Annotated in this window: 22 protein-coding genes and 1 tRNA gene; 11 read left to right on the top strand and 12 right to left on the bottom strand. The window is 65.7% G+C overall.

Going from position 1 to position 24154, the window contains the following annotated elements; genetic code table 11:
• Nucleotides 1–106: 106 nt before the first annotated feature.
• Entirely contained in the window at nucleotides 107–2131 is a 2025-nt protein-coding gene (locus FHW97_RS11145; protein ID WP_171799014.1) for a DNA topoisomerase IV subunit B, read from the bottom strand.
• Between the two features lie 69 nt (nucleotides 2132–2200).
• Nucleotides 2201–3406 carry a penicillin-binding protein activator gene (locus tag FHW97_RS11140; RefSeq protein ID WP_370525401.1) on the bottom strand — a complete coding sequence of 402 codons (1206 nt, stop codon included), beginning with the start codon at nucleotides 3404–3406 and terminating at the stop codon, nucleotides 2201–2203.
• A 39-nt stretch (nucleotides 3407–3445) separates the two neighbouring features.
• On the opposite strand from FHW97_RS11140, the gene rsmI reads away from it, so the two are divergent.
• The 4 genes from rsmI to FHW97_RS11120 all read left to right on the top strand — a co-directional run bounded on the left by rsmI (nucleotide 3446) and on the right by FHW97_RS11120 (nucleotide 6473).
• On the top strand, nucleotides 3446–4288 hold the full coding sequence (gene rsmI / locus FHW97_RS11135; protein ID WP_171796185.1) for a 16S rRNA (cytidine(1402)-2'-O)-methyltransferase: 843 nt from the start codon (nucleotides 3446–3448) through the stop codon (nucleotides 4286–4288).
• Between the two features lie 10 nt (nucleotides 4289–4298).
• Complete coding sequence (locus FHW97_RS11130; RefSeq protein ID WP_062782337.1) at nucleotides 4299–4649, top strand: YraN family protein; 351 nt, start codon at nucleotides 4299–4301, stop codon at nucleotides 4647–4649.
• A 200-nt stretch (nucleotides 4650–4849) separates the two neighbouring features.
• On the top strand, nucleotides 4850–5800 hold the full coding sequence (gshB, locus tag FHW97_RS11125; RefSeq protein ID WP_171792459.1) for a glutathione synthase: 951 nt from the start codon (nucleotides 4850–4852) through the stop codon (nucleotides 5798–5800).
• Nucleotides 5801–5843: 43 nt separating this feature from the next.
• A complete protein-coding gene (locus FHW97_RS11120; RefSeq protein WP_171799013.1) occupies nucleotides 5844–6473 on the top strand; it encodes a DedA family protein in 630 nt (209 codons plus the stop codon).
• Between the two features lie 96 nt (nucleotides 6474–6569).
• On the opposite strand, the gene accC is transcribed toward FHW97_RS11120, so the two are convergent.
• From accC to FHW97_RS11090, 6 genes are all read right to left on the bottom strand, one after another.
• Nucleotides 6570–7922, bottom strand: coding sequence for an acetyl-CoA carboxylase biotin carboxylase subunit (gene accC, locus FHW97_RS11115; protein ID WP_062782343.1), 1353 nt, complete (start codon nucleotides 7920–7922; stop codon nucleotides 6570–6572).
• A 13-nt stretch (nucleotides 7923–7935) separates the two neighbouring features.
• Nucleotides 7936–8430 carry an acetyl-CoA carboxylase biotin carboxyl carrier protein gene (gene accB / locus FHW97_RS11110; RefSeq protein WP_253941746.1) on the bottom strand — a complete coding sequence of 165 codons (495 nt, stop codon included), beginning with the start codon at nucleotides 8428–8430 and terminating at the stop codon, nucleotides 7936–7938.
• Between the two features lie 119 nt (nucleotides 8431–8549).
• Nucleotides 8550–9008, bottom strand: coding sequence for a type II 3-dehydroquinate dehydratase (aroQ, locus tag FHW97_RS11105; RefSeq protein WP_022675254.1), 459 nt, complete (start codon nucleotides 9006–9008; stop codon nucleotides 8550–8552).
• Nucleotides 9009–9102: 94 nt separating this feature from the next.
• On the bottom strand, nucleotides 9103–9525 hold the full coding sequence (locus tag FHW97_RS11100; protein WP_171798969.1) for a hypothetical protein: 423 nt from the start codon (nucleotides 9523–9525) through the stop codon (nucleotides 9103–9105).
• Nucleotides 9526–9600: 75 nt separating this feature from the next.
• Nucleotides 9601–10950 carry an aldehyde dehydrogenase family protein gene (locus FHW97_RS11095; RefSeq protein ID WP_171799012.1) on the bottom strand — a complete coding sequence of 450 codons (1350 nt, stop codon included), beginning with the start codon at nucleotides 10948–10950 and terminating at the stop codon, nucleotides 9601–9603.
• A 312-nt stretch (nucleotides 10951–11262) separates the two neighbouring features.
• Nucleotides 11263–11339 (bottom strand) — tRNA-Pro (locus FHW97_RS11090).
• 270 nt (nucleotides 11340–11609) lie between these two features.
• Here FHW97_RS11090 and yajC point away from each other — a divergent pair.
• From yajC to secF, 3 genes are all read left to right on the top strand, one after another.
• Complete coding sequence (gene yajC, locus FHW97_RS11085) at nucleotides 11610–11933, top strand: preprotein translocase subunit YajC (protein WP_022675251.1); 324 nt, start codon at nucleotides 11610–11612, stop codon at nucleotides 11931–11933.
• A 77-nt stretch (nucleotides 11934–12010) separates the two neighbouring features.
• Entirely contained in the window at nucleotides 12011–13609 is a 1599-nt protein-coding gene (gene secD, locus FHW97_RS11080) for a protein translocase subunit SecD (protein WP_022675250.1), read from the top strand.
• Nucleotides 13610–13626: 17 nt separating this feature from the next.
• Nucleotides 13627–14604, top strand: a complete 978-nt coding sequence (gene secF, locus FHW97_RS11075) for a protein translocase subunit SecF (RefSeq protein WP_168351246.1) — start codon at nucleotides 13627–13629, stop codon at nucleotides 14602–14604.
• Between the two features lie 146 nt (nucleotides 14605–14750).
• Here secF and FHW97_RS11070 read toward each other — a convergent pair whose 3' ends face one another.
• Complete coding sequence (locus FHW97_RS11070; protein ID WP_171799011.1) at nucleotides 14751–15947, bottom strand: glycosyltransferase; 1197 nt, start codon at nucleotides 15945–15947, stop codon at nucleotides 14751–14753.
• Between the two features lie 98 nt (nucleotides 15948–16045).
• On the bottom strand, nucleotides 16046–16618 hold the full coding sequence (locus tag FHW97_RS11065; protein WP_022676005.1) for a helix-turn-helix domain-containing protein: 573 nt from the start codon (nucleotides 16616–16618) through the stop codon (nucleotides 16046–16048).
• 216 nt (nucleotides 16619–16834) lie between these two features.
• On the opposite strand from FHW97_RS11065, the gene FHW97_RS11060 reads away from it, so the two are divergent.
• On the top strand, nucleotides 16835–18661 hold the full coding sequence (locus tag FHW97_RS11060; RefSeq protein ID WP_253941745.1) for a DUF885 family protein: 1827 nt from the start codon (nucleotides 16835–16837) through the stop codon (nucleotides 18659–18661).
• 51 nt (nucleotides 18662–18712) lie between these two features.
• Here the strand turns inward: FHW97_RS11060 and FHW97_RS11055 are convergent, their stop codons facing one another.
• Complete coding sequence (locus FHW97_RS11055; RefSeq protein WP_171799010.1) at nucleotides 18713–20506, bottom strand: ABC-F family ATP-binding cassette domain-containing protein; 1794 nt, start codon at nucleotides 20504–20506, stop codon at nucleotides 18713–18715.
• Nucleotides 20507–20613: 107 nt separating this feature from the next.
• On the opposite strand from FHW97_RS11055, the gene FHW97_RS11050 reads away from it, so the two are divergent.
• The 3 genes from FHW97_RS11050 to FHW97_RS11040 all read left to right on the top strand — a co-directional run bounded on the left by FHW97_RS11050 (nucleotide 20614) and on the right by FHW97_RS11040 (nucleotide 23177).
• Nucleotides 20614–20916 carry a hypothetical protein gene (locus tag FHW97_RS11050; RefSeq protein ID WP_369801227.1) on the top strand — a complete coding sequence of 101 codons (303 nt, stop codon included), beginning with the start codon at nucleotides 20614–20616 and terminating at the stop codon, nucleotides 20914–20916.
• Nucleotides 20917–21061: 145 nt separating this feature from the next.
• Nucleotides 21062–21736, top strand: a complete 675-nt coding sequence (locus FHW97_RS11045) for a response regulator transcription factor (protein WP_022676009.1) — start codon at nucleotides 21062–21064, stop codon at nucleotides 21734–21736.
• 121 nt (nucleotides 21737–21857) lie between these two features.
• Nucleotides 21858–23177, top strand: a complete 1320-nt coding sequence (locus tag FHW97_RS11040) for a sensor histidine kinase (protein ID WP_107717415.1) — start codon at nucleotides 21858–21860, stop codon at nucleotides 23175–23177.
• 75 nt (nucleotides 23178–23252) lie between these two features.
• On the opposite strand, the gene FHW97_RS11035 is transcribed toward FHW97_RS11040, so the two are convergent.
• A complete protein-coding gene (locus FHW97_RS11035) occupies nucleotides 23253–24152 on the bottom strand; it encodes a tyrosine recombinase XerC (protein WP_171796177.1) in 900 nt (299 codons plus the stop codon).
• Nucleotides 24153–24154 lie beyond the last annotated feature (2 nt).

The raw sequence follows: 24154 nt of genomic DNA, 5'->3' as shown, positions 1-24154 counted from the left end.
AGCGCAGGCCGCCGGTTCTCGGTCAGATGGAATGCCACAGTCTGCTTAGGTGCCTTTCAATGCCGGGCTAAGCGAAAGCGCCTAGTCCGGCCGGCCGCGCCAGACCTCAGGCGTCGATCAGGTCGCGGTCCAGATCGCCGGCGCGGTTCTGGATGAACATGAAGCGGTGTTCGGGATTGCGGCCCATCAGGCGGTCGACCAGGTCTTTCACCGCTGCCCGGCCTTCGTATTCGGGCGGCAGGGTGATGCGCAGCAGGCTGCGGCTGGCGGGCGCCATGGTGGTTTCGCGCAACTGGCCGGGGTTCATTTCGCCCAGGCCCTTGAACCGGCCCACTTCCACCTTCTTGCCCTTGAACTTGGTCGCTTCCAGTTCGGCGCGGTGCGCATCGTCGCGGGCATAGGCCGAAACCGTGCCGGCGGTCAGGCGATAGAGCGGCGGCTGCGCCAGGTAGAGGTGCCCGCGCTTCACGATCTCGGGCATTTCCTGGAAGAAATAGGTCATCAGCAGCGTGGCGATGTGCGCGCCGTCGACGTCGGCATCGGTCATGATGATCACGCGGTCATAGCGCAGCGCGTCGGGGTTGCAGTCCTTGCGCGTGCCGCAGCCGAGCGCCAGGCACAGATCGGCGATTTCCTGGTTGGCGCGGATCTTGTCGGCCGTGGCGCTGGCTACGTTGAGGATCTTGCCGCGGATGGGCAGGATCGCCTGCGTCTTGCGGTCGCGCGCCTGCTTGGCACTGCCGCCAGCCGAATCGCCTTCGACGATGAACAGTTCGGTTTCGCCGCTGCCTTCGCCCGAACAATCGGTCAGCTTGCCGGGCAGGCGCAGCTTGCGCGCGTTGGTGGCGGTCTTGCGCTTGACCTCGCGCTCCGCCTTGCGGCGCAGGCGATCGTCCATCCGCTCCATCACCGCGCCGAGCAGCGCGCGGCCACGGTCCATGTTGTCGGTCAGGAAGTGGTCGAAATGGTCGCGCACCGCCGCTTCCACCAGTCGCGCGGCTTCGGGCGAGGTGAGGCGATCCTTGGTCTGGCTCTGGAACTGGGGATCGCGGATGAACACCGACAGCATGATCTCGCTGCCGGTGATCATGTCTTCGGGCGTGATGTCCTTGGCCTTTTTCTGGCCAACCAGTTCACCAAACGCGCGAATGCCGCGCGTCAGCGCCGCGCGCAGGCCCTGCTCGTGCGTGCCGCCATCAGGGGTGGGAATGGTGTTGCAATACCAGGAATAAGCCCCGTCAGACCACAGCGGCCAGGCGATCGCCCATTCCACGCGGCCCATTTCCTCGCCACCGGGGCCAAGCGGAAAGTCTTGCCGCCCGGCAAAGGGCGCCGTGGTCACGCATTCGCGGCCCTTGACCTGTTCGGCCAGGTGATCGGCCAGGCCGCCGGGGAACTGGAACACCGCCTCGGCCGGGGTATCGTCGGCGATCAGCGCGGGATCGCACTTCCAGCGGATTTCCACCCCGGCAAACAGGTAAGCCTTGGACCGCACCAGGCGGAACAGACGCGCCGGCTTGAACTTGGCGTCGGCGCCAAAGATCGTGGCATCGGGAATGAAGGTTACCGCCGTGCCGCGCCGATTGGGCGCATTGCCGACGCGGGCCAGTGGGCCCTTGGCCAGGCCGCAGGAAAACTCCTGCGCATAGAGTTCCTTGTTTCGCGCCACTTCCACCCGGGTGAGGGTGGACAGCGCGTTCACCACCGAAATCCCCACGCCGTGGAGACCGCCCGAGGTGGCATAGGCCTTGCCCGAAAACTTCCCGCCCGAATGCAGCGTGGTGAGGATCACCTCCAGCGCAGACTTGCCGGGATACTTGGGATGCTCGTCAACCGGGATGCCGCGCCCGTTGTCGGTGATCGTCACCTTGCCGGCGGCGCCATCGGCAGCTTCCAGGAAAACCTCGATGCGGTTGGCATGGCCCGCGACGGCTTCGTCCATCGCGTTGTCGAGCACTTCGGCAACCAGATGGTGCAGGGCGCGCTCGTCCGTCCCGCCGATATACATGCCGGGGCGGCGGCGCACCGGTTCCAGCCCTTCGAGCACCTCGATGGCAGAGCCATCATAGCTTTCTTGCGGGCTGCCCTGGGGCAGCTTGTCGAACAGGGAGCCGGAATCGTCTGTCGCCATGAGAACGGCTATAGAACACGCGCGAATTGCCGCGCAAGCCGTGCCGGCCCCCTTATCCGATGGAATCGCCTAGTTCGTGAACTTTTCCGGCGCGCGCGACACCGTCACCACGGTGCCGCCCGAAACCTCGCGCACTTCCAGCGCGCGCTCGGCCACGCCATTGGCGTTAAAGCGGAAAACGCCATCGGTGCCGATGAAGCCATCGGTGGCATAGAGCTTGGCCGTGGGGAACAGCGTGCCCGGCTTCCAGCTGCGCGCGATATTGAGCGTGAGCAGCACCGAATCATACCCCAGCGTGGCGATGCGCGCGGGCGCGGCGCCAAACCGCTGGCGGTAGGACTGTTCAAAGCGCGGCAGGCGATCATCGGAAATCGCGGCAAACCACGCGCCCTTCATCGCCGGGGTGCGTGCCAGCGTCGGGTCACCCTTCCACAGTTCAGTGCCCAGCAGGCGCGTGCCCTTGGCAAAGGGCGCGGCCTGCACCGCGATCCGCGCGCCATCACCGATCAGCAGCGCATCGATCGGCCCGCGCGCCTTCACCCGGCGCACCGCGCTCGCGGCCGAGGTATTGCTGCGGTCATAGGTTTCGATGGCGGTCAGGCGAATGCCCTGCATCCGTGCGGCATCGGTCAGCGCGATGCTTACCCGCTGGCCATAAGTGCCGCTCGGCACGATCGCGCCCACGGTCCGGATCCCCTGGCTATGGGCATAGCCGATCACGCGGGCGATCGATTGACCGGGCACCTGGCCCAGCACGAAAACATCGCGATCGGCCACCGCGCTGTCGTTGGAATAGGTGATCATCGGCACCTTGGCCGGGCGGGCTACACCAGCCACGGCGCTGACATCTTCCGAGGTCAGCGGGCCCAGGATCAGGCGATTGCCATCGAGCACGGCCTTGCTCGCTGCTGCAGCGGCGCCCGCGCCGGTATCATAGGTAGTGATGCGCAAGGACTGCGCGTTGGTATCGAGCAGGGCCATCGTGGTGGCATTGGCAATCGCCTGGCCCACGGCGGCGTTGGGGCCGGTCAACGGCACGAGCAGCGCCACGCGGTGGCGGCCGGCATCGCTCGGCAGCACGTTTTCCTGCGGCGCGGTTTCGCGCGGCGGGGGCGGGGTGCCTGGCGTTCCGGGCTTGGGAATGACCGAACAGCCGGCCAGCAGCGCTGCCGGCAGCGACAGCGCCAGCCACTGGCCCATGCGGCGGCGGCTCAAGCCGGAAGGCGCCCTGCTGCCGTCCGCAATACCGTTGTTGCCGCTCTTGCCCATCATCATCTGCTTGCCGCTCCCGTAAGGCCGGTCCATGGAAAAGGGATGGATACACCACCCCTTGCGCCCGGGCTCTATATCGTGGCCACGCCCATCGGCAATCTTGGCGATATCACCGCCCGCGCCGCCGACATCCTCGCCCGGTGTGACGTCATAGCCTGCGAAGATACCCGCGTCACGGGCAAGTTGCTCAATCATCTGGGAATCCGCAAGGCGATGCGCCGCTATGATGACCACGCATCGGCCGATGTGCGCGAGCGGCTGCTCGGTGAAATGGCCGAAAAGTCGGTCGTGCTGGTGTCTGACGCCGGCACGCCGCTGATTTCCGACCCCGGCTATCGCCTGGTGCGCGAGGCACGCGAGCGCGGCCTTGCCGTCACCAGTCTTCCCGGGCCGAGCGCGATGATCGTGGCGCTGACGCTGGCAGGCCTGCCGACTGATCGCTTCATGTTCGCCGGTTTCCTGCCGTCCAAGGACAAGGCGCGCGGCGATGTGCTGGCCGAACTGGCCGCAACGCCGGCCACGCTGGTGTTCTATGAAACCGGGCCGCGCCTGGTCGCCTCGCTCACGGCGATGGAACAGCATCTGCCGGGGCGCGAACTCGCCGTCGCGCGCGAATTGACCAAGCTGCACGAGGAATGCCGCAGCGGCACGCCCGAGGAACTGATCGCGCACTACTCTGCCCATCCCCCCAAGGGTGAGATCGTACTGCTGGCCGGCCCACCGCCCGCGCCCGCCGCGCCAGCGGGCGATGACGTCGACACATTGCTGCGCGCCGCGCTGGAGCACCTGTCGCCCTCGCAGGCGGCCGGGCAGGTGGCCAAGGCCCATGGCCTTGATCGCAAGGCGCTTTATGCCCGTGCCATGGCGCTGAAAGAGGCGCCATGAAGAGGGTGGCATGAACCGCGCCCGGGCCGAGGCACAGGGCCGGCGCGGCGAATGGCTGGCCGGGCTCTACCTGATGCTCACCGGCTGGCGCGTGCTGGCGCGGCGGGTGAAGATCGGCGTGGGCGAGGTGGACCTGATCGCGCGGCGGGGCCGCACCGTGGCCTTTGTCGAGGTGAAATGGCGGGCCAATGCAGCCGCGCTCGATACCGCGATCGACGCCCGCCGCCTGGCGCGCGTTGCCCGTGCGGCGCAGGCACTGGCGCCGCGCTATGCCGGGCCAGGCGATGATGTGCGGATCGATGTGATCCTGATTGCGCCGGGCCGCTGGCCGCGCCGCATCGTCAACGCCTGGCAGCCATGACCGTCAGGCGTGGACCAGGCCCGGCACGTCGATCAGCACCACCGCGCAGGCAATGAGGCACAGAAACGGGGTAATGAGCCGGGCGGCAAGCATGGTTGATTTTTCCTGATGCGGTTGCGGCTCCTTTTTGGTCGCGCTGCTGCCAATTCGCCTTTAAACGGGCCACCCGCAAGACCACGGATATCATTCGGAGCACTGCCTTGACCCTGCGCGTTGCGGTCCAGATGGACCCTCTCCATTCGATCAAGATCGGTGGCGATTCGACCTTTGCCCTGATGCTGTCCGCCCAGGCGCGCGGGCATGAACTGTGGTATTACCACGTCACCAGCCTGGCTTGGGAAGCCGGCCGGGTAACGGCCGATGCGGCGCCAGTCACCGTGCAGCACGTCGAAGGCGATCACTATCACCTGGGTGAGACGCGCAAGATCGATCTGGGGCGTGACGTCGATGTCGTGCTGATGCGGCAGGACCCGCCGTTTGACCTGGGCTATATCACCGCCACGCACCTCCTGGAGCGGCTGGAGGGCGAGACCCTGGTGGTCAACGATCCCCGCTCGGTCCGCAATGCGCCTGAAAAGGTCTATGTGCTCGACTATGCGCGCTTCATGCCGCCCACGCTGATCACGCGTTCGGCGCTCGACGTGCGCGCGTTCCAGCACAAGCACGGTGACCGCGCCGTGGTGGTCAAGCCGCTGCATGGCAATGGCGGCAAGGCGGTGTTCAAGATCGATGCCGATGGCGGCAACCTGTCGGCGCTGGCCGAACTGTTCGGCCAGGTCTGGCCCGAACCGTTCATGGTCCAGCCGTTCCTGCCCGAGGTGGCCGAGGGCGACAAGCGCATCGTGCTGGTCGATGGCGAGGTGGCCGGCGCGATCAACCGCAAGCCGGGCGAGGGCGAGTTCCGCTCCAACCTGGCCGTGGGCGGCTATGCCGAAGCCGCCACGCTGACGGCGCGCGAGCAGGAAATCTGCGACGCCCTCGGGCCCGAACTCAAAAAGCGCGGCCTGATCTTCGTGGGCATCGACGTGATTGGCGGCAAGTGGCTCACCGAAATCAACGTCACGTCGCCCACCGGCATCGTCGCGATCGACCGGTTCAACGGCAGCGATACCGGCGGCATGATCTGGGACGCGATCGAACGGCGGATTTGATTTTCACGCGGGGCCGTTTGCGGCCCCGCGCGTTGTTCCGATCATGAACGACTGGATTTTGCAGCTTATTGCCGACGGCGGCTATTGGGGCATCGCGTTCCTGATGGCGTTGGAAAACATCTTTCCGCCCATCCCTTCCGAGGTGATCATGGGCATGGGCGGGATTGCCGTGGCCCAGGGGCGCATGGATGTGGTGCCGCTGATGATCTTCGGCACGGTCGGCTCCACGCTGGGCAACTATGCCTGGTTCCTGCTGGGCCGGCACCTAGGCTATCAACGCTTGCAGCCGTTCGTCGCGCGCTATGGCCGCGTGCTCACGCTCGATTGGCCGGCGATGCGCCGCCTCGTCGCGTTCTTTCGCCGCCACGGGCAATGGGTGGTCTTCGTCATGCGCTTTTCGCCGGCGATGCGGACGATGATCTCTCTGCCGGCTGGCCTCGCCGCCATGGGCCATGCGCGCTTTCTGGTCTTTACCTTTGCCGGCGCGGCAATCTGGAATGCGTTGCTGGTCTGGGCCGGCTGGCACCTGGGGCAGCATTATGAAAAGGTGGCCGCCTATACCGGGCTGGCCTCGCTCGGGCTCACCGCCGTGCTGGTCGGCGCCTATCTCTGGCGCGTTGCCACGTGGAAGCCGCGGGAAGTTCAGCGGGACCCCGGTTCAAGTCCGGGGTGACGTAAATCTATTGTCATCGTCACCCCGGACTTGAACCGGGGTCCCGCTTGTCCAAACAACAAAAAAGGCCGCATCTTGCGATGCGACCTTTTCGTGTTACTTGCCGCCGCCCTGGGCCAGCCATTCCTCAAGATACTTGATCGAATAGCCGCCATCGAGAACCGTCGGATCTTCCAGCAGCCGCTGGTGCAGCGGGATCGAGGTCTTGACCCCGTCGATCACCATTTCCTCCAGCGCGCGCTTCAGGCGCATGATGCAGCCTTCGCGGGTGCGGCCATAGACGATCAGCTTGGCGATCATCGAATCGTAATAGGGCGGGATCTTGTAGCCGGCATAGAGCCCGCTATCGACGCGCACATGCATGCCACCGGCCGCGTGATAGCTCTTCACCAGGCCCGGCGAGGGGGCGAACGTGAAGGGGTCTTCGGCGTTGATGCGGCACTCGATCGCGTGGCCCTTGAACTCGATCTCGTCCTGCGTGACCGACAGCGGCTTGCCGTCGGCAATGCGGATCTGCTCGCGCACCAAGTCGACGCCGGTGATCGCTTCGGTCACCGGGTGTTCCACCTGCAGGCGGGTGTTCATCTCGATGAAATAGAACTCGCCGTTTTCCCACAGGAACTCGATCGTGCCGGCTCCGCGATAGCCCATGTCGGCCATCGCCTTGGCCACTACGCCACCCATGCGGGCGCGCTCGTCAGACGAGATGACCGGCGAGGGGGCTTCTTCCAGCACCTTCTGGTGGCGGCGCTGCAACGAGCAGTCGCGCTCGCCCAGGTGGATGGCCTTGCCATTGCCGTCGCCAAAGATCTGGAATTCGATGTGGCGCGGATTGCCCAGATACTTTTCGAGGTACACCGTGGCATCGCCGAACGCAGCCTTGGCTTCCGAGCCGGCCTGCTGCATCAGCGTTTCCAGGTCATCGGGGCTGTTGCACACCTTCATGCCGCGCCCGCCGCCGCCAGAGGCGGCCTTGATGATCACCGGATAGCCGATTTCCTCGGCAATCTTGCGGGCTTCTTCCACATCGGAAATCGCGCCGTCAGAGCCGGGCACCAGCGGCAGACCCAGCGCGCCGGCGGTGCGCTTGGCTTCCACCTTGTCACCCATCGTGCGGATGTGCTCGGGCTTGGGACCGATCCAGGTAATGTCGTGCGCTTCGACGATTTCGGCAAAGCGCGCGTTTTCCGACAGGAAGCCATAACCCGGGTGGATCGCGTCGGCCTGGGTGATCTCGGCCGCCGAAATGATCGCGGCGATGTTGAGATAGCTGTCCTTGGCGGCGGGCGGCCCGATGCACACGGCATGGTCTGCCAGGCGCACGTGCATGGCATCGGCGTCGGCGGTGGAATGCACCGCCACCGTTTCGATGCCCATTTCGTGCGCAGCGCGATGGATGCGCAGCGCGATTTCGCCGCGATTGGCGATCAGCAGGCGCTTGATGGCCATCTTTTCTATGTCCTTAGCCGATGACCACGAGCGGCTGGTCATATTCGACCGGCTGCGCGTTTTCGACCAGGATCGCCTTGATCGTGCCGGTGGCCGGCGCGGTGATCGGGTTCATCACCTTCATCGCTTCTACGATCAGCAGCGTGTCACCAGCCTTCACCGCCTGGCCCACCGCGATGAACGCGGGCGCGCCCGGCTCGGGGGTGAGATAGCAGGTGCCGACCATCGGCGATTTCACCGCGCCGGCCAGATCGGCGGCGGCGGGAGCGGCGTCTGCCGCAGGGGCGGGGGCTGCAGCGGCCGGCGCGACCACGGCAGCAGCAGGCGCTGCCACCATGTGTGCCACCGGGGCGGCCGTCAGCGTGCGCGCCACGCGGATCTTGCGGGCACCGTCTTCCACTTCGATTTCGGAAAGCCCGGTGTCGGCCAGCAGTTCGGCCAGTTCGCGCACAAGCGCGCTGTCGATTGCCATGGTTGCGGCGGGCTTGTCGCCGGTGTCGTGGCCCATTGTTAACCTCACAGGTGGGAAAGTCTGGCGCAGCGCCATGCCCGCACGGGGGCGCGCTGGCAAGGGGAAAGGCAGGCGAAATCGCCCACCCTTCGGGGAAAAACCGGGCCTAAGCGCGGTTAAAGATGCAAAACCGCGTCGAGCGCGACGATATAGCTCGCCGCCCCGAACCCGGCGACAGTGGCCTTGGCCGCCATGCCAACATAGCTCTTGTGGCGGAATTCCTCGCGCTTGTGCGGGTTGGAAAGGTGCACTTCGATCACCGGGGTGACGATGCCCTTGATCGCATCGTGCAGCGCCACGCTGGTGTGGGTATAGGCGCCGGCATTGAGCAGCACCGCGCGCGCGCCCACGGCCTGGGCCTCGTGCAGCCAGTCGATTAGGTGGCCTTCATGATTCGATTGGCGCACATCCACCGTCAGGCCCAGGTCCTGGGCGCGGTCTTCCAGGCGGCCGGCAATATCGTCGAGCGTATCGTGGCCATAGATGGCCGGCTCGCGCATGCCCAAAAGGTTGAGGTTCGGCCCGTTGAGCACGAACACCACGGGCGCGGTGGCAGGGGCGGCGGTATCGGTCATGATCGGGCTAAACTCCTGCCGGGAACGGTGCGCGGGTGATAGCGCCTTGTTCCATGGGTGCAAGAGCTGTGCCTTGGCTGCAAGAGGCAGCCGATCAGGAAGCGACTGGCGGGCTGCCCACGTCGACCGGGCCAGGCACGCCGACCGGCGGCGGCTGGATCACCAGTTGCGGCCCTTCGTTGTCGGGCTGGAAATCGGCCGATGGCTGGTTGTCGCTTTGCTGCTGCTGATCGACGTCACCTTCCACCGGCGGCTGGTCTTCCGAGGTTGCCTCCTGGCTGTCGCTCTCGTCGCTCACGGTGCCAGTCGTGACGGGTGACGTCGATCCGGCCGCGGCCTCTGCCGCCGCGGCGCGCTTTTCCGCGGCAGCGGCCTTGGCCTCGGCCGCGGCAATGCGCTCTTCCATCTTGCGGTCGCGCTCGCTTTCGCAACCGGCCAGGGCCAGGCTGCCCACGGCCAGCGCCATGAGCGAAAGACGGGGCAGGTACATGCGCAAGGGTCTGGACAGGTTGTGCATCTTGAACCCGAGCCTAGCAGCCAAAGGTTACCGCAAGCTAACCACCATGACGCCGCAACCTGTCCCTCGTCCGGCTTACTGGTGGCGATAGACCGCGCGTTCATGGCTGAAGCACTTGAAGCCGAAATAGCCGTGGTAGCTGCCCATGCCGCTGGTGTTCACGCCGCCAAACGGCAGGTTGTTTTCCAGGTAGTGCGAGAACACACCGTTGACGGTGACCCCGCCAGACGAGGTGCGGGCCAAGACCGTCTCGACCACGTTTTCGTCGGGGCTATAGATATACAATGCCAGCGGCTTGTCGCGCGCCTCGATATAGCCGATCGCCTGGTCAAGCGATTCATAGGTCATCACCGGGATGACCGGCGCAAAGATCTCGTCCTGCAGGATGGTCATTTGCGGCGTCACGTCGGTGAGCATAGTCGGGTGGATGGTCAGGTCTTCGGCTTCGAACGTGCCGCCCACGGCCACCGTGGCGCCCTTGGCCACGGCATCATCAAACATGCCTTTCACGCGATCGAAATTGGCCTGGTTGACGACCTGGGCAATGCCATCCTTTTTCAACTGGCCATCGTCGCCATAGAGATTGGCGCGGACGCTGGCGGCAAAGCCTTCGACCAGCGCGGCTTTCTGCGCTTCCTTGACGAAGACATAGTCGGGGCTGATGCAGGCCTGCCCGCCGTTGAACTGCTTGGCGGCGGCCAGTTGTGCTGCAACCTTGCCGATGTCGGCGCCATCATCGACGATCACCGGCGACTTGCCGCCCAGTTCGAGCGTGACCGTGGTCAGATGCTTTGCCGCCGCTGCCATGACGATCTTGCCCACGCGCGGGCTGCCGGTGAAGAAGATATGTGAAAACGGCAGGTCGAGCAGCGACGTGGCCACCGACACATCGCCTTCGAACAGCGCGACATCCTTCTCGTCGAATGCCTCGCGAATGATCGTCGCCGCAACGCGGGCGGTCGCCGGGCACAGGTCGGTCAGCTTGACGATGCAGGTGTTGCCCGCCGCAATCGCTGCCGCCACTGGCCCGAGTGCCAGGCCGAGCGGAAAGTTCCACGGCCCGAGGACGAGGCAGACACCCCGTGCTTCGTAGATGATCTGTGCGCGATCGGCCGGATTGAGCGACGGCGTCACCTCGGTCGGCGCCATCCAGGCATCGAGATTGTCGATATTGCGCTGGATATTGCCGGTTACATTGAGCACCTCGGTGACGCGGATCTCGCCCACCGGCTTGCGCGTGTCTTCCAGCACGGCGGCAATGATGGCGTCGGCATGGGCCTCTACGGCCGCCTTCAGCCGTGCCAGCTTGGCCTTGCGCACTTCTGCACTCGATGCCTTGGCCTCCCACTGATGCGCCTGTTGCAGGGCAAAGACGCGACGGATGTCGTCGGCAAGGTCGGCGGCGGTCGGGGCGGTCGTCGTCATGGCTGTGGCATCCTGCTCAGTGTTTTTGTTCGTTAGACACACTAACTAGTGCAGGGGCCGCTGGCAACGATGTCCGAAGGGGTGGGCGCGGGTTGCCGGCCTGCCGATGTGGCAGCGGCGCGCTGGCATCAATATCGGGGTTGGTCACGGACGGTCGCACGACTCAGCCAGGATCGCCAAGGGATCGGGGCGGTTAGCAACGCATATCGGGAGAGGATTTTCTGGCACGTCGATCTGTCCCACCAGCGCCGCTTGCGGGCAATTTCGGGGAGCCCCCAGAGGGGTAAGATATCGACTATGTCAGTGAGAAATTGGTCGGGACGAGAGGATTCGAACCTCCGACCCCCACACCCCCAGTGTGATGCGCTACCAGGCTGCGCTACGTCCCGACCGGTGGGGCGCCTCTAAGCGGAACGTTTCGGGATGGCAAGCCCCTTGCACGGCATCTTTTTGCGCCGGCCGGGAAATGCCTGTGGATTGTGATGCGCGCAGGGCACGGCGATCGGGGTGCGAAAGGCGCGCCGATGGCGCTTCATTGCCTTGCCTTTCCCAAACTGCTAGCAGCCGCGGCCAATTGCAACAATCGGGGGAAGGTGCGGCCACACGTGCCCCGCCGGGGGTTGTAAACCCTTGTCTCCGATCCCACGAACGGTTCTGTCATGCTCAGCCTTCTCTCCGCCGCCGCCGCCAATGCGGCCTCGCCGCCCGCCTACCTCCAGTTCCTGCCGCTGGTGGCCATGGCCGTGATCTTCTATTTCCTCATCCTGCGTCCGCAGATGAAGCGCCAGAAGGAACACCAGCAGCGCCTGGCCGCCTTGCAGAAGGGCGATTCCGTGATCACCGCCGGCGGCCTGCTCGGCAAGATCGTGCGGATCGACGATGCCTATGTCGATCTGGAACTGGCCCCGGGCGTGCGCGTCAAGGCCGTGCGCTCCACCCTGGGTGAGATCGTGCAGCCCGGCGACAAGCCCGCCAACGACTGACCGTTACCGGACCCTGGCCGATCTCGTTGGTCCGACCACATAGATTTCTGGCCCGATAGATTTCTGAAAGCCCGATCATGCTCGATTTTCCGCGCTGGAAGGTACTGATGCTATGGGGGGTGACCATCCTGGTTGCCCTGGCATCATTGCCTTCGCTGTTTACGGTCTCCGGCCTTGCCTGGCCCTCGGCCCTGCCTTCGCCCACGATCAACCTGGGCCTGGACCTGGCCGGTGGCAGTCACATCCTGCTCGAGGCCGATCCATCGCAAGTGCGCGAGCAGCGGTTGGAAGGCATGGAGGAATCCGTCCGCAACAAGCTGAAGACGACCGATGCCACCATCCGCATCAGCGACATCAGCAACAACAACGGCAGCCTGACCTTCCTGGTTGACGATGTCACCAAGGTGGACGCCGTTCGCGAGGCGATCCTGCCACTGACGTCGGGCGCGGGCCTGACCGGCCAGCGCGACTGGAACATCCAGGTGGTGGACGGCAACCGCTTCGTCCTCACCCCCACGCAGGAAGGCATCGACCAGGCCGTGAGCCAGGCGATGGACACCGCCGTGGAAGTGGTGCGCAAGCGCATCGACGGCCTGGGTACCAAGGAACCGACGATCCTGCGCCAGGGTGCGCAGCGCATCGTGGTGCAGGTGCCGGGCCTGCAGGACCCGCAGCAGCTCAAGAGCCTGCTGGGCCAGACCGCCAAGCTCGAATTCAAGCTGGTTGATCAAAGCGCGCTGCCGTCTGACCTGGCGCGCGGCATTGCCCCAGCCGGCAGCCAGATCCTGCCCTTTGCCGATCCCAAGCAGGGCGTGCCGATCGCGGTCAAGCGCCTGGGCGGCATTCGCGGCGATGAACTGACCAATGCGCAGGCCGGCAACAACCCGCAGACCAACGAACCGGTGGTGAACATCACGTTCAACACCGAAGGCGGCGCCAAGTTCGCCAAGTTGACCACGCAGAACGTGGGCAAGCCCTTTGCCATCATTCTTGATGGCAAGGTGCTGTCGGCGCCCAACATCAACGAACCGATCCTGGGCGGCAGCGCGCAGATTTCCGGCCACTTCACCGCTGAAAGCGCGGGCCAGCTGGCAATCTCGCTGCGTTCTGGCGCCCTGCCGGTCGATCTCAAGGTCGTGGAAGAGCGCACTGTCGGTCCTGACCTGGGTGCCGATTCGATCCGCAAGGGCGTGATCGCCATGGCGGTCGGCACGCTGGCCCTGGTGGTGTTCATCATCGCCACCTATGGCCGCTTCGGGGTCTATGCCTGCCTTGCGCTGGTCATGAACATGCTGATGATCCTGGGGGTCATGGCCACGATTGGCGCCACGCTGACGCTGCCAGGCATTGCCGGCTTCGTGCTCACCATCGGCGCGGCGGTCGACGCCAACGTCTTGATCAACGAGCGTATCCGCGAAGAACGCCATCGCGGCCGCCGCGTCGTGGCGGCGGTCGAAACCGGCTACAAGGAAGCCAGCCGCGCCATCTTCGATGCCAACGTCACCAACGTGATTGCGGCCGTACTGATGGCCAGCTTTGGCTCCGGCCCGGTCAAGGGCTTTGCCGTGGTGCTGATGATCGGCATTGCCACCTCGGTCTACACCTCGATGTGGCTCACCCGCATGTGGGTGGCGCAATGGCTGCGCCGCGCCCGCCCTGCCGATCTCAAGCTGTGACAGGGGAGCGATAACCCATGAAACTTTTGAAGCTCGTTCCCGACAATACCAACGTCCACTTCCTCAAGTGGCGCGTGCCGTTCTACCTGGGCAGCCTGCTGCTCATGGCCGCCTCGCTTGGCCTGGTGTTCACCAAGGGCCTGAATCTGGGCGTCGATTTCGTCGGCGGCCAGATGATCCGCGTGACGTTCGAGCGCAGCGCCGAGGCGCCGGTGGCCGACCTGCGCAGTGAAGTGGCCAAGCTCGGCTATGGTGAGCCGATCATCCAGCGCTATGGCAAGCCCAACGAAATCTCGATCCGCATGAAGCTGCCCGAGGGTTCGGAGCATGATGCCGCGCAGTCTGACAAGATGGCGCGCACCATCACGGCCGATATCAAGAGCCACCACGCCGATGCGCGGATCGACGGCATCGATTCGGTTTCGGGCAAGGTGTCCGGCGAACTCAAATGGGACGCGTTCAAGGCGCTCGGCCTCGCCGCGCTGGCCGTGGCCGCCTATATCTGGATGCGCTTCGAATGGCAGTTCGGCGTCGGCGCCCTGTTCAGCCTGGTGCACGACGTCACGCTGACGCTGGGCATGTTCGCGCTAACCCAGATGGAGTTCGACCTCAACATCGTGGCGGCACTGCTCACGCTGATTGGCTATTCGCTCAACGATACGATCGTGGTCTACGATCGCGTGCGCGAAAACCTCAAGAAGTATCGCAAGATGCCGTTGCCCGAACTGCTCGATCTGTCGGTCAACGAAACGCTGGCACGCACCATCGTCACGTCGCTGTCGATGCTGATCACGCTGGTGGCGCTGCTCGCCTTCGGGCCGGAAGTGATCTTCGGCTTTACCGCCGCCATCACCCTGGGCATTTTCGTGGGTACCTACAGCTCGATCTACATGGCTGCGCCCATCCTGATCTGGCTCAAGGTCAATCCCAAGAGCTTCGTGCCCACCGAAACCGCGCTGGAAAAGCAGGAACGCCTCGCGCGCGAAGGCGCCTGATTTTCGGCCAGGTTGCGTAAGGTTTCTCACCACCCCCAACCCCCTCCTCTGAAGAGGAGGGGGCTTTTTTGTATCTACTCCCCATCCTCTTTAGAGGAGGGGGTCGGGGGGTGGTGGGAGCCACAACCTAGGCGCAAGTGGCGCGCTCAGCCCGCAACGACCTTACCGTAAACATCAGCCAGCATTGCGGCGTTGTTTTCCCAACTGAACCGCGCGGCGCAGGCCGCAACCGCTTCGGGGGCGCTGGGCTGGGAAATGAGGGCCGCCAGCGCGCGGGCAATCGCGGCAGGCTCGCGGGCGGCGATCCGCCCGGCGGCCGGCGCCATCAGCACTTCGCGCGCGCCGCCGATATCGGGTATCACCAGCGGCGTGCCGCAGGCCAGCGCCTCGATCCACACATTGGCCAGGCCTTCGCGTTCGGACGGCAGCACCATCGCGCTGGCGCCGGCCATCAGCACCGGCATGAAATCGTGGCCCAGTGCGCCCATGAAATGCACGCGATGCGCCACGTCCAGCTGGCGGGCCAGCGCGCGCAGCGCCGCCTCGTCGGGGCCGGTGCCGGCCAGGGCCAGGCTCACTCCTTCCATGCCCGGTTCGGCCAGGGCCTTGATCGCCAGGGCCTGGCCCTTGATCGCGATCAGCGCGCCGACGCAGGCGACCAGCGGGCCATCGGCGGGAATGTGAAAGCGTTCGGCCAGGATTGCGCGCGACGCGGCGCGGGGGCGGGGGTGGAAACGGCCATGATCAAGCCCGGTATAGTGCACGGTGATGGCGCGTTCGGGCAGGCCCAGATCGGCCATGTCGTCAGCCAGCGCCTGTGACACGCTGAGCAGCGCCCCGGCGCCCTGGGCCGCGGCGGTCATCTGGCGCAGCGCCTCTGGCCGATGTCCCCATACGTGAATGTCTGATCCGCGCGCCTTGATGGCATAGGGCAGGCCCAGCGCATCAGCGATCCGCGCGGCGGCGGGGCCATCGGGATAGAAGAACTGCGCGTCCACCATGTCGAACGGCTGCTCGGCATGAAGCCGCCGCGCCAGCGGCAGCACCGCACGCACGATCAGCGCCGGGTTCAGGCGGCCGGAAAGACCCGGCAGCAGGCGAAACCGCGGATGATGCACCGGCACGCCGCTGCGCCGTTCCATCGGCGGAATTTCCAACAACGGGCGATAGATACGCGGCATCAGTGCGCCGGGCAGGGGGGGCAGGCCGATCGGATTGATCACCGTCACGTCCCAATCGGGCCGCGCGGCCAGCGCTTCCATCTGCCGCGCCACGAACCGGCCAAAACCGGGCCGAAGCGAGGCAGGATAGAGCGTGGACAAGCTGAGCAGGCGCAACGTCATGGCTCAGGGCGTAGCGCGAAAATGCTGCGTGTGCGAGGGCAAGCGTACCGGAATGGACACAAAGGGCCTGGAGAGCCGGATATTGCGGCGGTTTGGCGTCAGAGTGGGCGAACCAGAACTTCGGCCACGGCAATCCACGCCGGGCGATCGATCACCAGTTGCCGTTGGCCGGGCCCGGGCGGCAGCAACGCCACGCGGCCATCGCGATGGTCGATCATCCGGCCAAAGGCAAAGCGCCCGCCGGGCCGCGGCGCAAGCACATCGCGGTTGAGACCACGGCCGATCTCGGCGGCGTCGAGCCGGCGCAGCCATACCTGGTCACCCGCACGCCAATCACCCGCGCTGGCTTCCACAGAGAGCGCCATCAGCCCCTCGCGCCCCAGCAGCGTGTCGGGCAATTGCGCCAGGATCGGGGTTGGCACCGGTTCGGCGCCCACCGGGGTGAGGCGCGCCACGACATGCGCCTGCGCGTCGTCTCCCGCGCGCACGAGCAGTTCGGGATCGATGCCCAGGGCGGCACCGATCCGGTTCATCCACTTGAGTGAAAGCGATCGGGTGCCGGTTTCCAGGCGGCCGATCGTTTGCGCCGTAGTGGCGGGATTACAGCGCGCGGCAACGTCGGCCAGCGTAAGCCCCTTTTGCCTGCGAATTTCGCGAATTCTGTTGATCATCGGGGATGGTCCACATCTACAGGCGTGAGGTGTTATGCTTTCTTACCCGTAATTTGGACGGCAGGGCAAGCATCCTTGCACAATTGATCACGAGAACCGGCGTTGGTCGATTCATATCGTGATTTGGTCGATCGCCGTATCATTTTGATTGTCGCTGCACGGTGGCCGTGGCACCTCGTCTCACTTGAAACAAAAAGCCAGGGAGCGACCCTTTAGATGATGCACGGTTTGGAACGACGCGCCTTCCTTTCGCTGGCTGGCGGCACCATGGCGGGTGGCCTGCTGGCTGGCATGCCGGGCTTGGCATTTGCCCAAGATACTGGCGACGCAGCATTTGTTTCCCTGCTCGATCGCATTTTCTGGTCCAGCCTGCTGATCGAGCCGGAACGCGCGACCGGTCTTGGCCTCGATACCGGCGTGCGCGCCATGCTGCGCCACCGGCTCGACAGCGCCGGGCAGGGCGGCCGCGAAGCCAGCCTGGCGTTTTATCGCGATGCCCGCGCTGCGGTCGCCGGGTTCGATCCGGCCGGATTGAGCGCTGCCAACAAGCGCAATCGTGCCATCGTCCTGCATCGCCTGGGTGACCAGTTGAGCGGCGCTGCCTTTGATATCGATGATCCGCAAACGCCGTTCACTATCGATCAGCAGCGCGGCGCCTATTTCTCCGTGCCTGATTTCCTCGATAACCAGCATCCGATCGAAAAGCTCGACGATGCCGAGGCCTATCTCGATCGCCTGGCCGCGTTCCCGGTCGTGCTCGATGATCAGACCGCCGAAGTGGCGCGCCAAGCCGGCTTGGGCCGCATTCCCCCGGCCTGGGCGATCGATCTGGCGCTGGGCCAGATGGGCAAGCTGCGCGGCGTGCCGGCTGGCGAAAGCGGGCTGGTCACCTCGCTGGTGCGGCGCGCCCGTGAAAAGGGCCTGGCCGGCGATTGGCAGGGCCGCGCCACGGCGATCGTCAAGGACAAGGTCTATCCCGCGCTCGATCGCCAGATCGCGCTGCACCGCCGCCTGCGTGGCAAGTCGGCGCCCGGCGATGGCGTGTGGCGCCTCAAGCGCGGCGATGACATCTACGCCGCCGCGCTCGCCAGTGCCACCACCACCACGCTCAGCCCCGAGCAGGTGCACAAGATGGGCCTGGAGCAGGTGGCCGATATCACCGGCCAGCTCGATACCGTGCTCAAGGCGGCCGGGCACACCACCGGCACCGTGGGCGAGCGGCTGTCCGCGCTCAACCGCGCCAGCGACCAGCTTTATCCCGATACTGCGCAGGGCCGCACCGATCTGATCGCGGGGCTCAACAAGAGCGTGGCCGCGATGCGCGAAAAGCTGCCGCGCGCCTTTGCCGATATCCCCAACGATCCGCTGGTGATCCGCGCCGTGCCCACCGATATCCAGGATGGTGCGCCCAACGGCTATTACAACAGCGCCCCGCTCGACGGGTCACGCCCGGCGATCTACTGGATCAACCTCAAGTCGGTGAACGACTGGCCCAAGTATACCTTGCCCTCGCTCACCTATCACGAAGGCATCCCCGGGCATCATCTCCAGGGTGGCTATGCCCAGGGTGGCGGTGAGCTGCCGTGGATTTTGCGCGATTACTTCATCTCTGCCTATGGTGAGGGCTGGGCGCTCTATGCCGAGCAGCTGGGCGACGAACTGGGTGGCTATAACGGCATCGAGCGCGCCGGCTATCTCCAATCGTTCCTGTTCCGCGCCGTGCGCCTGGTGGTTGACACCGGCATCCACCACTATCGCTGGAGCCGGGAAAAGGCGACGGCCTATATGGTGGAAAAAACCGGCTTTACCCAGGCGCGCAGCCAGCGCGAGATCGAGCGTTATTGCACGATGATCGGCCAGGCCTGCAGCTACAAGATCGGCCACACCGCGTGGGTCGCCAATCGCAAGAAGGCGCAGGCGGCGCTGGGCGACAAGTTCAGTCTGCCCTGGTTCCACGCCGTGATCAAGGAAGGCTCGATGCCGCTTTCGATGCTCGAAGCGCGGATCGACGAGCGCATTGCGGAGCGTTTGCGCAGCGCTTGATCAGCACGGGAGCCGGGCAGGCTTGGCTGCCCGGCTCCCGTCGCTTGATGTTCAGGCCCCTTCGACCTGTTCGGCCAGTTCGAGCCAGCGTTCCTCGGCTGCTTCCTTTTCGCCGCGCGCCTTGGCCACGGCCTCGCTCAGCGCGGCAAAGCGCTTAGGGTCGCGGCTATAGAGCGCCGGATCGGCCAGCGCGGCTTCATCGCGCGCGATCGCCGCATCGAGTTCCTCGATGCGCTTGGGGAGCATTTCGTAATCGCGCTGATCCTTGTAGGTCAGCTTGGCCTTGCGCGGCGCGGGCGGTGGCGGGGGAGGGGCGGCCTCGGTCACCTTGCTCGCGCCCACCTTGGGCTGCGCGGCCAGGCGCGCCTTGCGCTGGCGCTCCCAGTCGGCATAGCCACCCACCACGATATCGACCTTGCCCGAGCCATCCATGCCCAGCGTGATGTTGACCGTGCGATCGAGGAAGTCACGGTCGTGGCTGACGATCAGCACGGTGCCCTCGTAATCGCCGATCACTTCCTGCAACAGATCGAGCGTTTCGAGGTCGAGGTCGTTGGTCGGCTCGTCCAGCACCAGCAGGTTGGAAAACCGCGCAAATTCACGGGCGAGCAGCAGGCGCGAGCGTTCGCCACCCGAAAGCGTGCCCACGCGCGCTTCGACCAGGCCCGGATCGAACAGGAAGTCCTTGAGATAGCCGTGGATATGCTTGCGCACACCGCGTACGTCGATCCAGTCGCCGCCTTCGGCCAGCACGTCGCGCACGCGCTTTTCCGGGGCCATCAGGCTGCGCTGCTGGTCGATCACTACCCCGGTCAGCGTTTGGGCCAGCGTGACGCTGCCTTCGTCGGGCGCCAGTTCGCCGGTCAGGATTTTCAGCAGTGTGGTCTTGCCCGCGCCGTTGGAGCCGACCAGGCCGATGCGGTCGCCGCGCTGGATGCGCAGCGAAAAGTCCTTGATGATCGTGCGATCGCCAAAGCGCTTGGTCACGTGGTCGGCCACGATCACCGACTTGGTCTTGCTGTCGTCGCTGGCGATGGCCAGCTTGGCCGCGCCTTGCGGGCCGGTCATCGCGGCGCGTTCGGCGCGCATTTCGTGCAGCTTTTCCAAGCGGCCCATGTTGCGCTTGCGCCGCGCGGTGACGCCGCGATGCAGCCAGTGCTCCTCGATCTTGAGCTTGGCATCGAGCTTGTCGGCCGCGCGCGCCTCTTCGGCGTGAACCTGCTCCATCCAGGCTTCATAGCCGCCAAAGCCCACGTCCTTGCGGCGCAGGCTGCCGCGGTCGAGCCACAGCGTGGCGCGCGTCAGCCGGGTCAGGAACGTACGGTCGTGGCTGATCACCACGAACGCGCCGTTGAAGCGTTGCAGCCAGTCTTCCAGCCATTCGATCGCCGCAAGATCGAGGTGGTTGGTCGGCTCGTCGAGCAGCAGCACATCGGGATCTTGCGCCAGAGCGCGGGCCAGCGCCGCCCGGCGCCGTTCCCCGCCCGAGGCGTTCTGCGCCTCACGCGCCAGGTCGATGCCCAACTGGTCTGCGATCGCCTCCACTTCGTGCGGTTCGGGAGCATCGGGCCCGTGCAGCGCGAAATGGCGCAAGGTGGCAAAGCCCTTGAAGAACGGGTCCTGCTCCAGCGTCACCACGCGCGCGCCGGGCTGGACCGAACGCTTGCCCTTGTCGGCATCGATCGTGCCGGCAATCAGTTTGAGCAGGGTGCTCTTGCCCGCGCCGTTGCGCCCGATCAGGGCGAGACGGTCACGCGGGGCGATTTGGATGTCGAGGTCCTGGAAAAGCCAGCCGGTGCCTTGATGCAGGCCCAGCCCTTCCCAGCTCAGGATTGGTGCTGCCATAAGCCCCTGCGCTTAGCGGCGGGCTGGCCACAGGTCCACCTGAACATGGCGAAACGGTGCTATTCACAACTTGTTCAATAGGATTGTTGCATGCACAAGGCATGACGATGCTCCGCCGCCTTCTCCTTGCTGCTGCCAGCGTGCTGGCCCTGGCTGCCGCCGCACCGGCGGCCAACGCCCAGATTCGCAACGAACAGGACCGTGCCCGCCAGGATCTGGCAGCCGGCCATGTGCGCTCGCTGCGCGAGATCGAGGCGCGCGTATTGCCGATGATGCGCGGCGCCCAATATCTCGGGCCTGAATACGATCCCCAGGCGCGGGCCTATCGCCTGAAATTCATTCGCGAGGGCCGGGTGGTTTTCGTCGATGTCGATGGCCGCACTGGCCAGGTCATGGGCGAATCGCGCTGATATCCCCCGCCGGTTACACGGCATGATGCGCCACGCGGGAACCGTTTCTTGACCGTTCAGGTTCCTGTCGCCATCTAACCTCCATTCCAGCACGTTCGCGCCGCCCGTCCATCCGGGCAGCCGGCGCCAGAAGGGGCCAATTGCCATGCGTATCCTGATCGTCGAGGACGAACCGACCCTGGGGCGGCAGCTCAAGTCCACGCTCGAGCAGAACGGCTATGCCGTGGACCTGTCGACCGATGGGGAAGACGGCCACTTCCTCGGTTCCACCGAAGACTATGACGCGGTGATCCTCGATCTGGGCCTGCCCGAAATCGACGGGCTCACCGTGCTGGGCATGTGGCGCAAGGAAGGCCGCAAGTTCCCCGTCCTCGTGCTCACCGCGCGTGACAGCTGGTCCGACAAGGTTGCCGGGCTTGACGCCGGGGCTGACGATTATCTCGCCAAGCCGTTCCAGACCGAAGAACTCATCGCCCGCCTGCGCGCGCTCATCCGCCGCGCCTCGGGCAATTCCTCGTCCGAACTGATCGCCGGCGATGTGCGCCTCGATACCCGCTCGGGCCGCGTCACCCTGCAGGGTGAGCCGGTCAAGCTGACGGCGCAGGAATACAAGCTGCTGTCCTATCTGCTCCACCACAAGGGCAAGGTGGTCAGCCGCACGGAATTGATCGAACACATCTATGACCAGGATTTCGATCGCGATTCCAACACGATCGAAGTGTTCGTCACGCGCATTCGCAAGAAGCTGGGTGCCGATGTGATCACCACGATCCGGGGCCTGGGCTACAGCCTCGACGATCCGGCGGCCGTGCGCGGATAAGGGCTGCGGCGTGAACCGGCTGGCCCGCCTCCTGCTGCGGCTGGGCTTCGGGCGCCACCGCGCCGAAGCCGCCGCTGCCACGGCAGGCGGGCGCCAGCACACCGGCTCGCTGTCGCGGCGCATGCTGCTGATCGCGTTTGCCTGGGTCACGGTGCTGTTGCTGGGCGGCGGCCTGGCGCTTGATCGCACGCTGACCGGGCTGGTCACCCGCAATTTCGATGACCAGCTCAACTACATGCTCACTGCCATGGTCGCTTCGGCCGAAATCGGCCCGGATGGCGAGGTGTTCTTCAACCGCACCCTGGGCGACCAGCGCTTTCTCGAACCCAATAGCGGCCTCTACTGGCAGATTTCGGGGCAGGGGCATGACGATTTCCCCTCTCGCTCGCTGTGGGACCGCACGCTGAAGCTGCGCGCCGATCACGTCGATACCGCGCCGCACATCTACGATTCCAACCAGTTTGGCGATAACGAGCGGCTGCGGATGATCGAGCGTTCGGTCATCCTGCCGGGCAGCAACACGCTGTGGCAGTTTTCCGTGGCGGCCAGCCGTGGCGAACTTGATGCGCAGATCACCCGTATCCGTGCGATCCTGGTCTGGTCATTCCTGGTCTTGGGCATGGGCCTGTTCATCATGGCCGGCCTGCAAACCTATTATGGCCTGGGCCCGTTGCGCCGCGTGCGCCGCGCGATTGCGGCCATGCGCGAAGGCGGCGCATCGCGCGTGAACGAGCCGCTGCCCCTGGAAGTCCAGCCGCTGGTCGAGGAAATCAACCTGCTGCTGGCCCATTCCGAAAAGCAGGCGGAAGAGGCGCGCACCCATGCTGGCAACCTGGCCCATGCGCTGAAAACGCCGCTGACCGTAGTGATGAACGCGGCGACGGCCCACGCGCCCGATCTGTCCGATACGGTGATCCGCGAAGCGGCGGTGATGCGCCGCCAGGTCGATCACCATCTCGCGCGCGCCCGCGCCGTTGGCCGCCGCGCCACCGGCCTGTCGCGCGCCACGGTATGGGAAAGCGCCGATGCCGTGGTGCGCGCCGTCACGCGGCTTTATGCCGATGTGCGCTTTGACTTGGATGGCAACCGCGAGGCGGGCGTGGCGATCGAGCGGCAGGATCTGGACGAGATCCTGGGCAACCTGATCGAAAATGCGGCCAAATATGGCGGCGGATCGGTGTTCATCACTATCGACGCCGTGCCCACCGATCCGCGCTTTTGCGATATCTGGGTGGAAGACGACGGCATGGGCATACCCGAGGCGGAGCGCGAGCGGATTTTCGACCGTGGCGCCCGGCTCGATACCGGCAAGCCCGGTACCGGCCTGGGGCTCGCCATCGTGCGCGACGTGGCCGAACTCTATGGCGGCGCCGTGACCTTGGGCGAAAGCGAAGACCTGGGTGGTCTGCTGACGACGCTCAGATTGCCCCGCGCCAAATAAAAGATCCTCCCTCCGCAAAGCGGGGGGAGGGGGACCGCCGGCGAAGCCGGTGGTGGAGGGGGGCGCTGTGCCGCGCTACTGCCCCCGCTCGCGCGGATGGGCATTGCGATAGGCATCGAGCAGTGTCGCGGCATCCACCCGCGTATAGATCTGCGTGGACGACAGGCTGGCATGACCCAGCAATTCCTGCAGGCTGCGCAAATCGGCCCCGGCGCCCAGCAGGTGCGTGGCAAAGCTGTGGCGCAGGGCATGGGGCGTGGCCGTGGCCGGCAGGCCCAGGGCCACGCGGGCGCGTGCCATCGCGCGCTGCACCAGGCCGGGCGAGAGCGGCCCGCCCTTGGCGCCGCGAAACAGCGCGGCGTCGCGCTCCAGCGGCCAGGGCACTTGCGCGGCATAGTCGGCCACCGCCTGGCGCACCGCCGGCAACAGCGCGATCACCCGCTGGCGCCCACCCTTGCCGGTCACCACCAGCCGCTCGCCCAGCGGCAGTACGCTGGCGGGCAGGGCCAGCGCCTCGGCAATGCGCAGGCCGGCGCCATAAAGCAGCAGCAGCACGGCGCGGTCGCGCGCGGCGATCCAGGGCGCGGCCTCGTCGGAAACCATCTCGGCCAGGGCCACGGCATCGTCGGGTGAAATCGGGCGGGGCAGGCCCTTCTTCACGCGCGGCCCACGCAGGCGCGGCGCTACGGCATCGGGCAGGCCGGCCTGGGCGCGGGCAAAGGCCAGGAACGCCTTGAGCGCGGAAAGCTCGCGCGCGGCAGAGGTATTGACCAGGCCCTCCGCGCGCCGCTCGGCCAGATGCTGGCGCAGGCGCGGGGCATCGAGCCGGGCCAGGCTGGCCCAGTCCTGCCCGGCGGGCAGAGCATCGAGCAGGCGCTGCGCGGTCTTGTGATAGGCGCGCACGGTGTGGGGCGATCGGCGCAGCGACAGCGCCAGGTGATCGTGCCAGGCAATCAGCAGGTCTGCCCGGTCCATGC

The sequence above is a fragment of the Novosphingobium sp. SG754 genome (genome assembly GCF_013149315.1).
Lineage (GTDB): Bacteria > Pseudomonadota > Alphaproteobacteria > Sphingomonadales > Sphingomonadaceae > Novosphingobium > Novosphingobium capsulatum.
The sequence above is the reverse complement of the archived record's forward strand: the minus strand, read 5'-3'. Positions and strand labels throughout refer to the sequence as shown.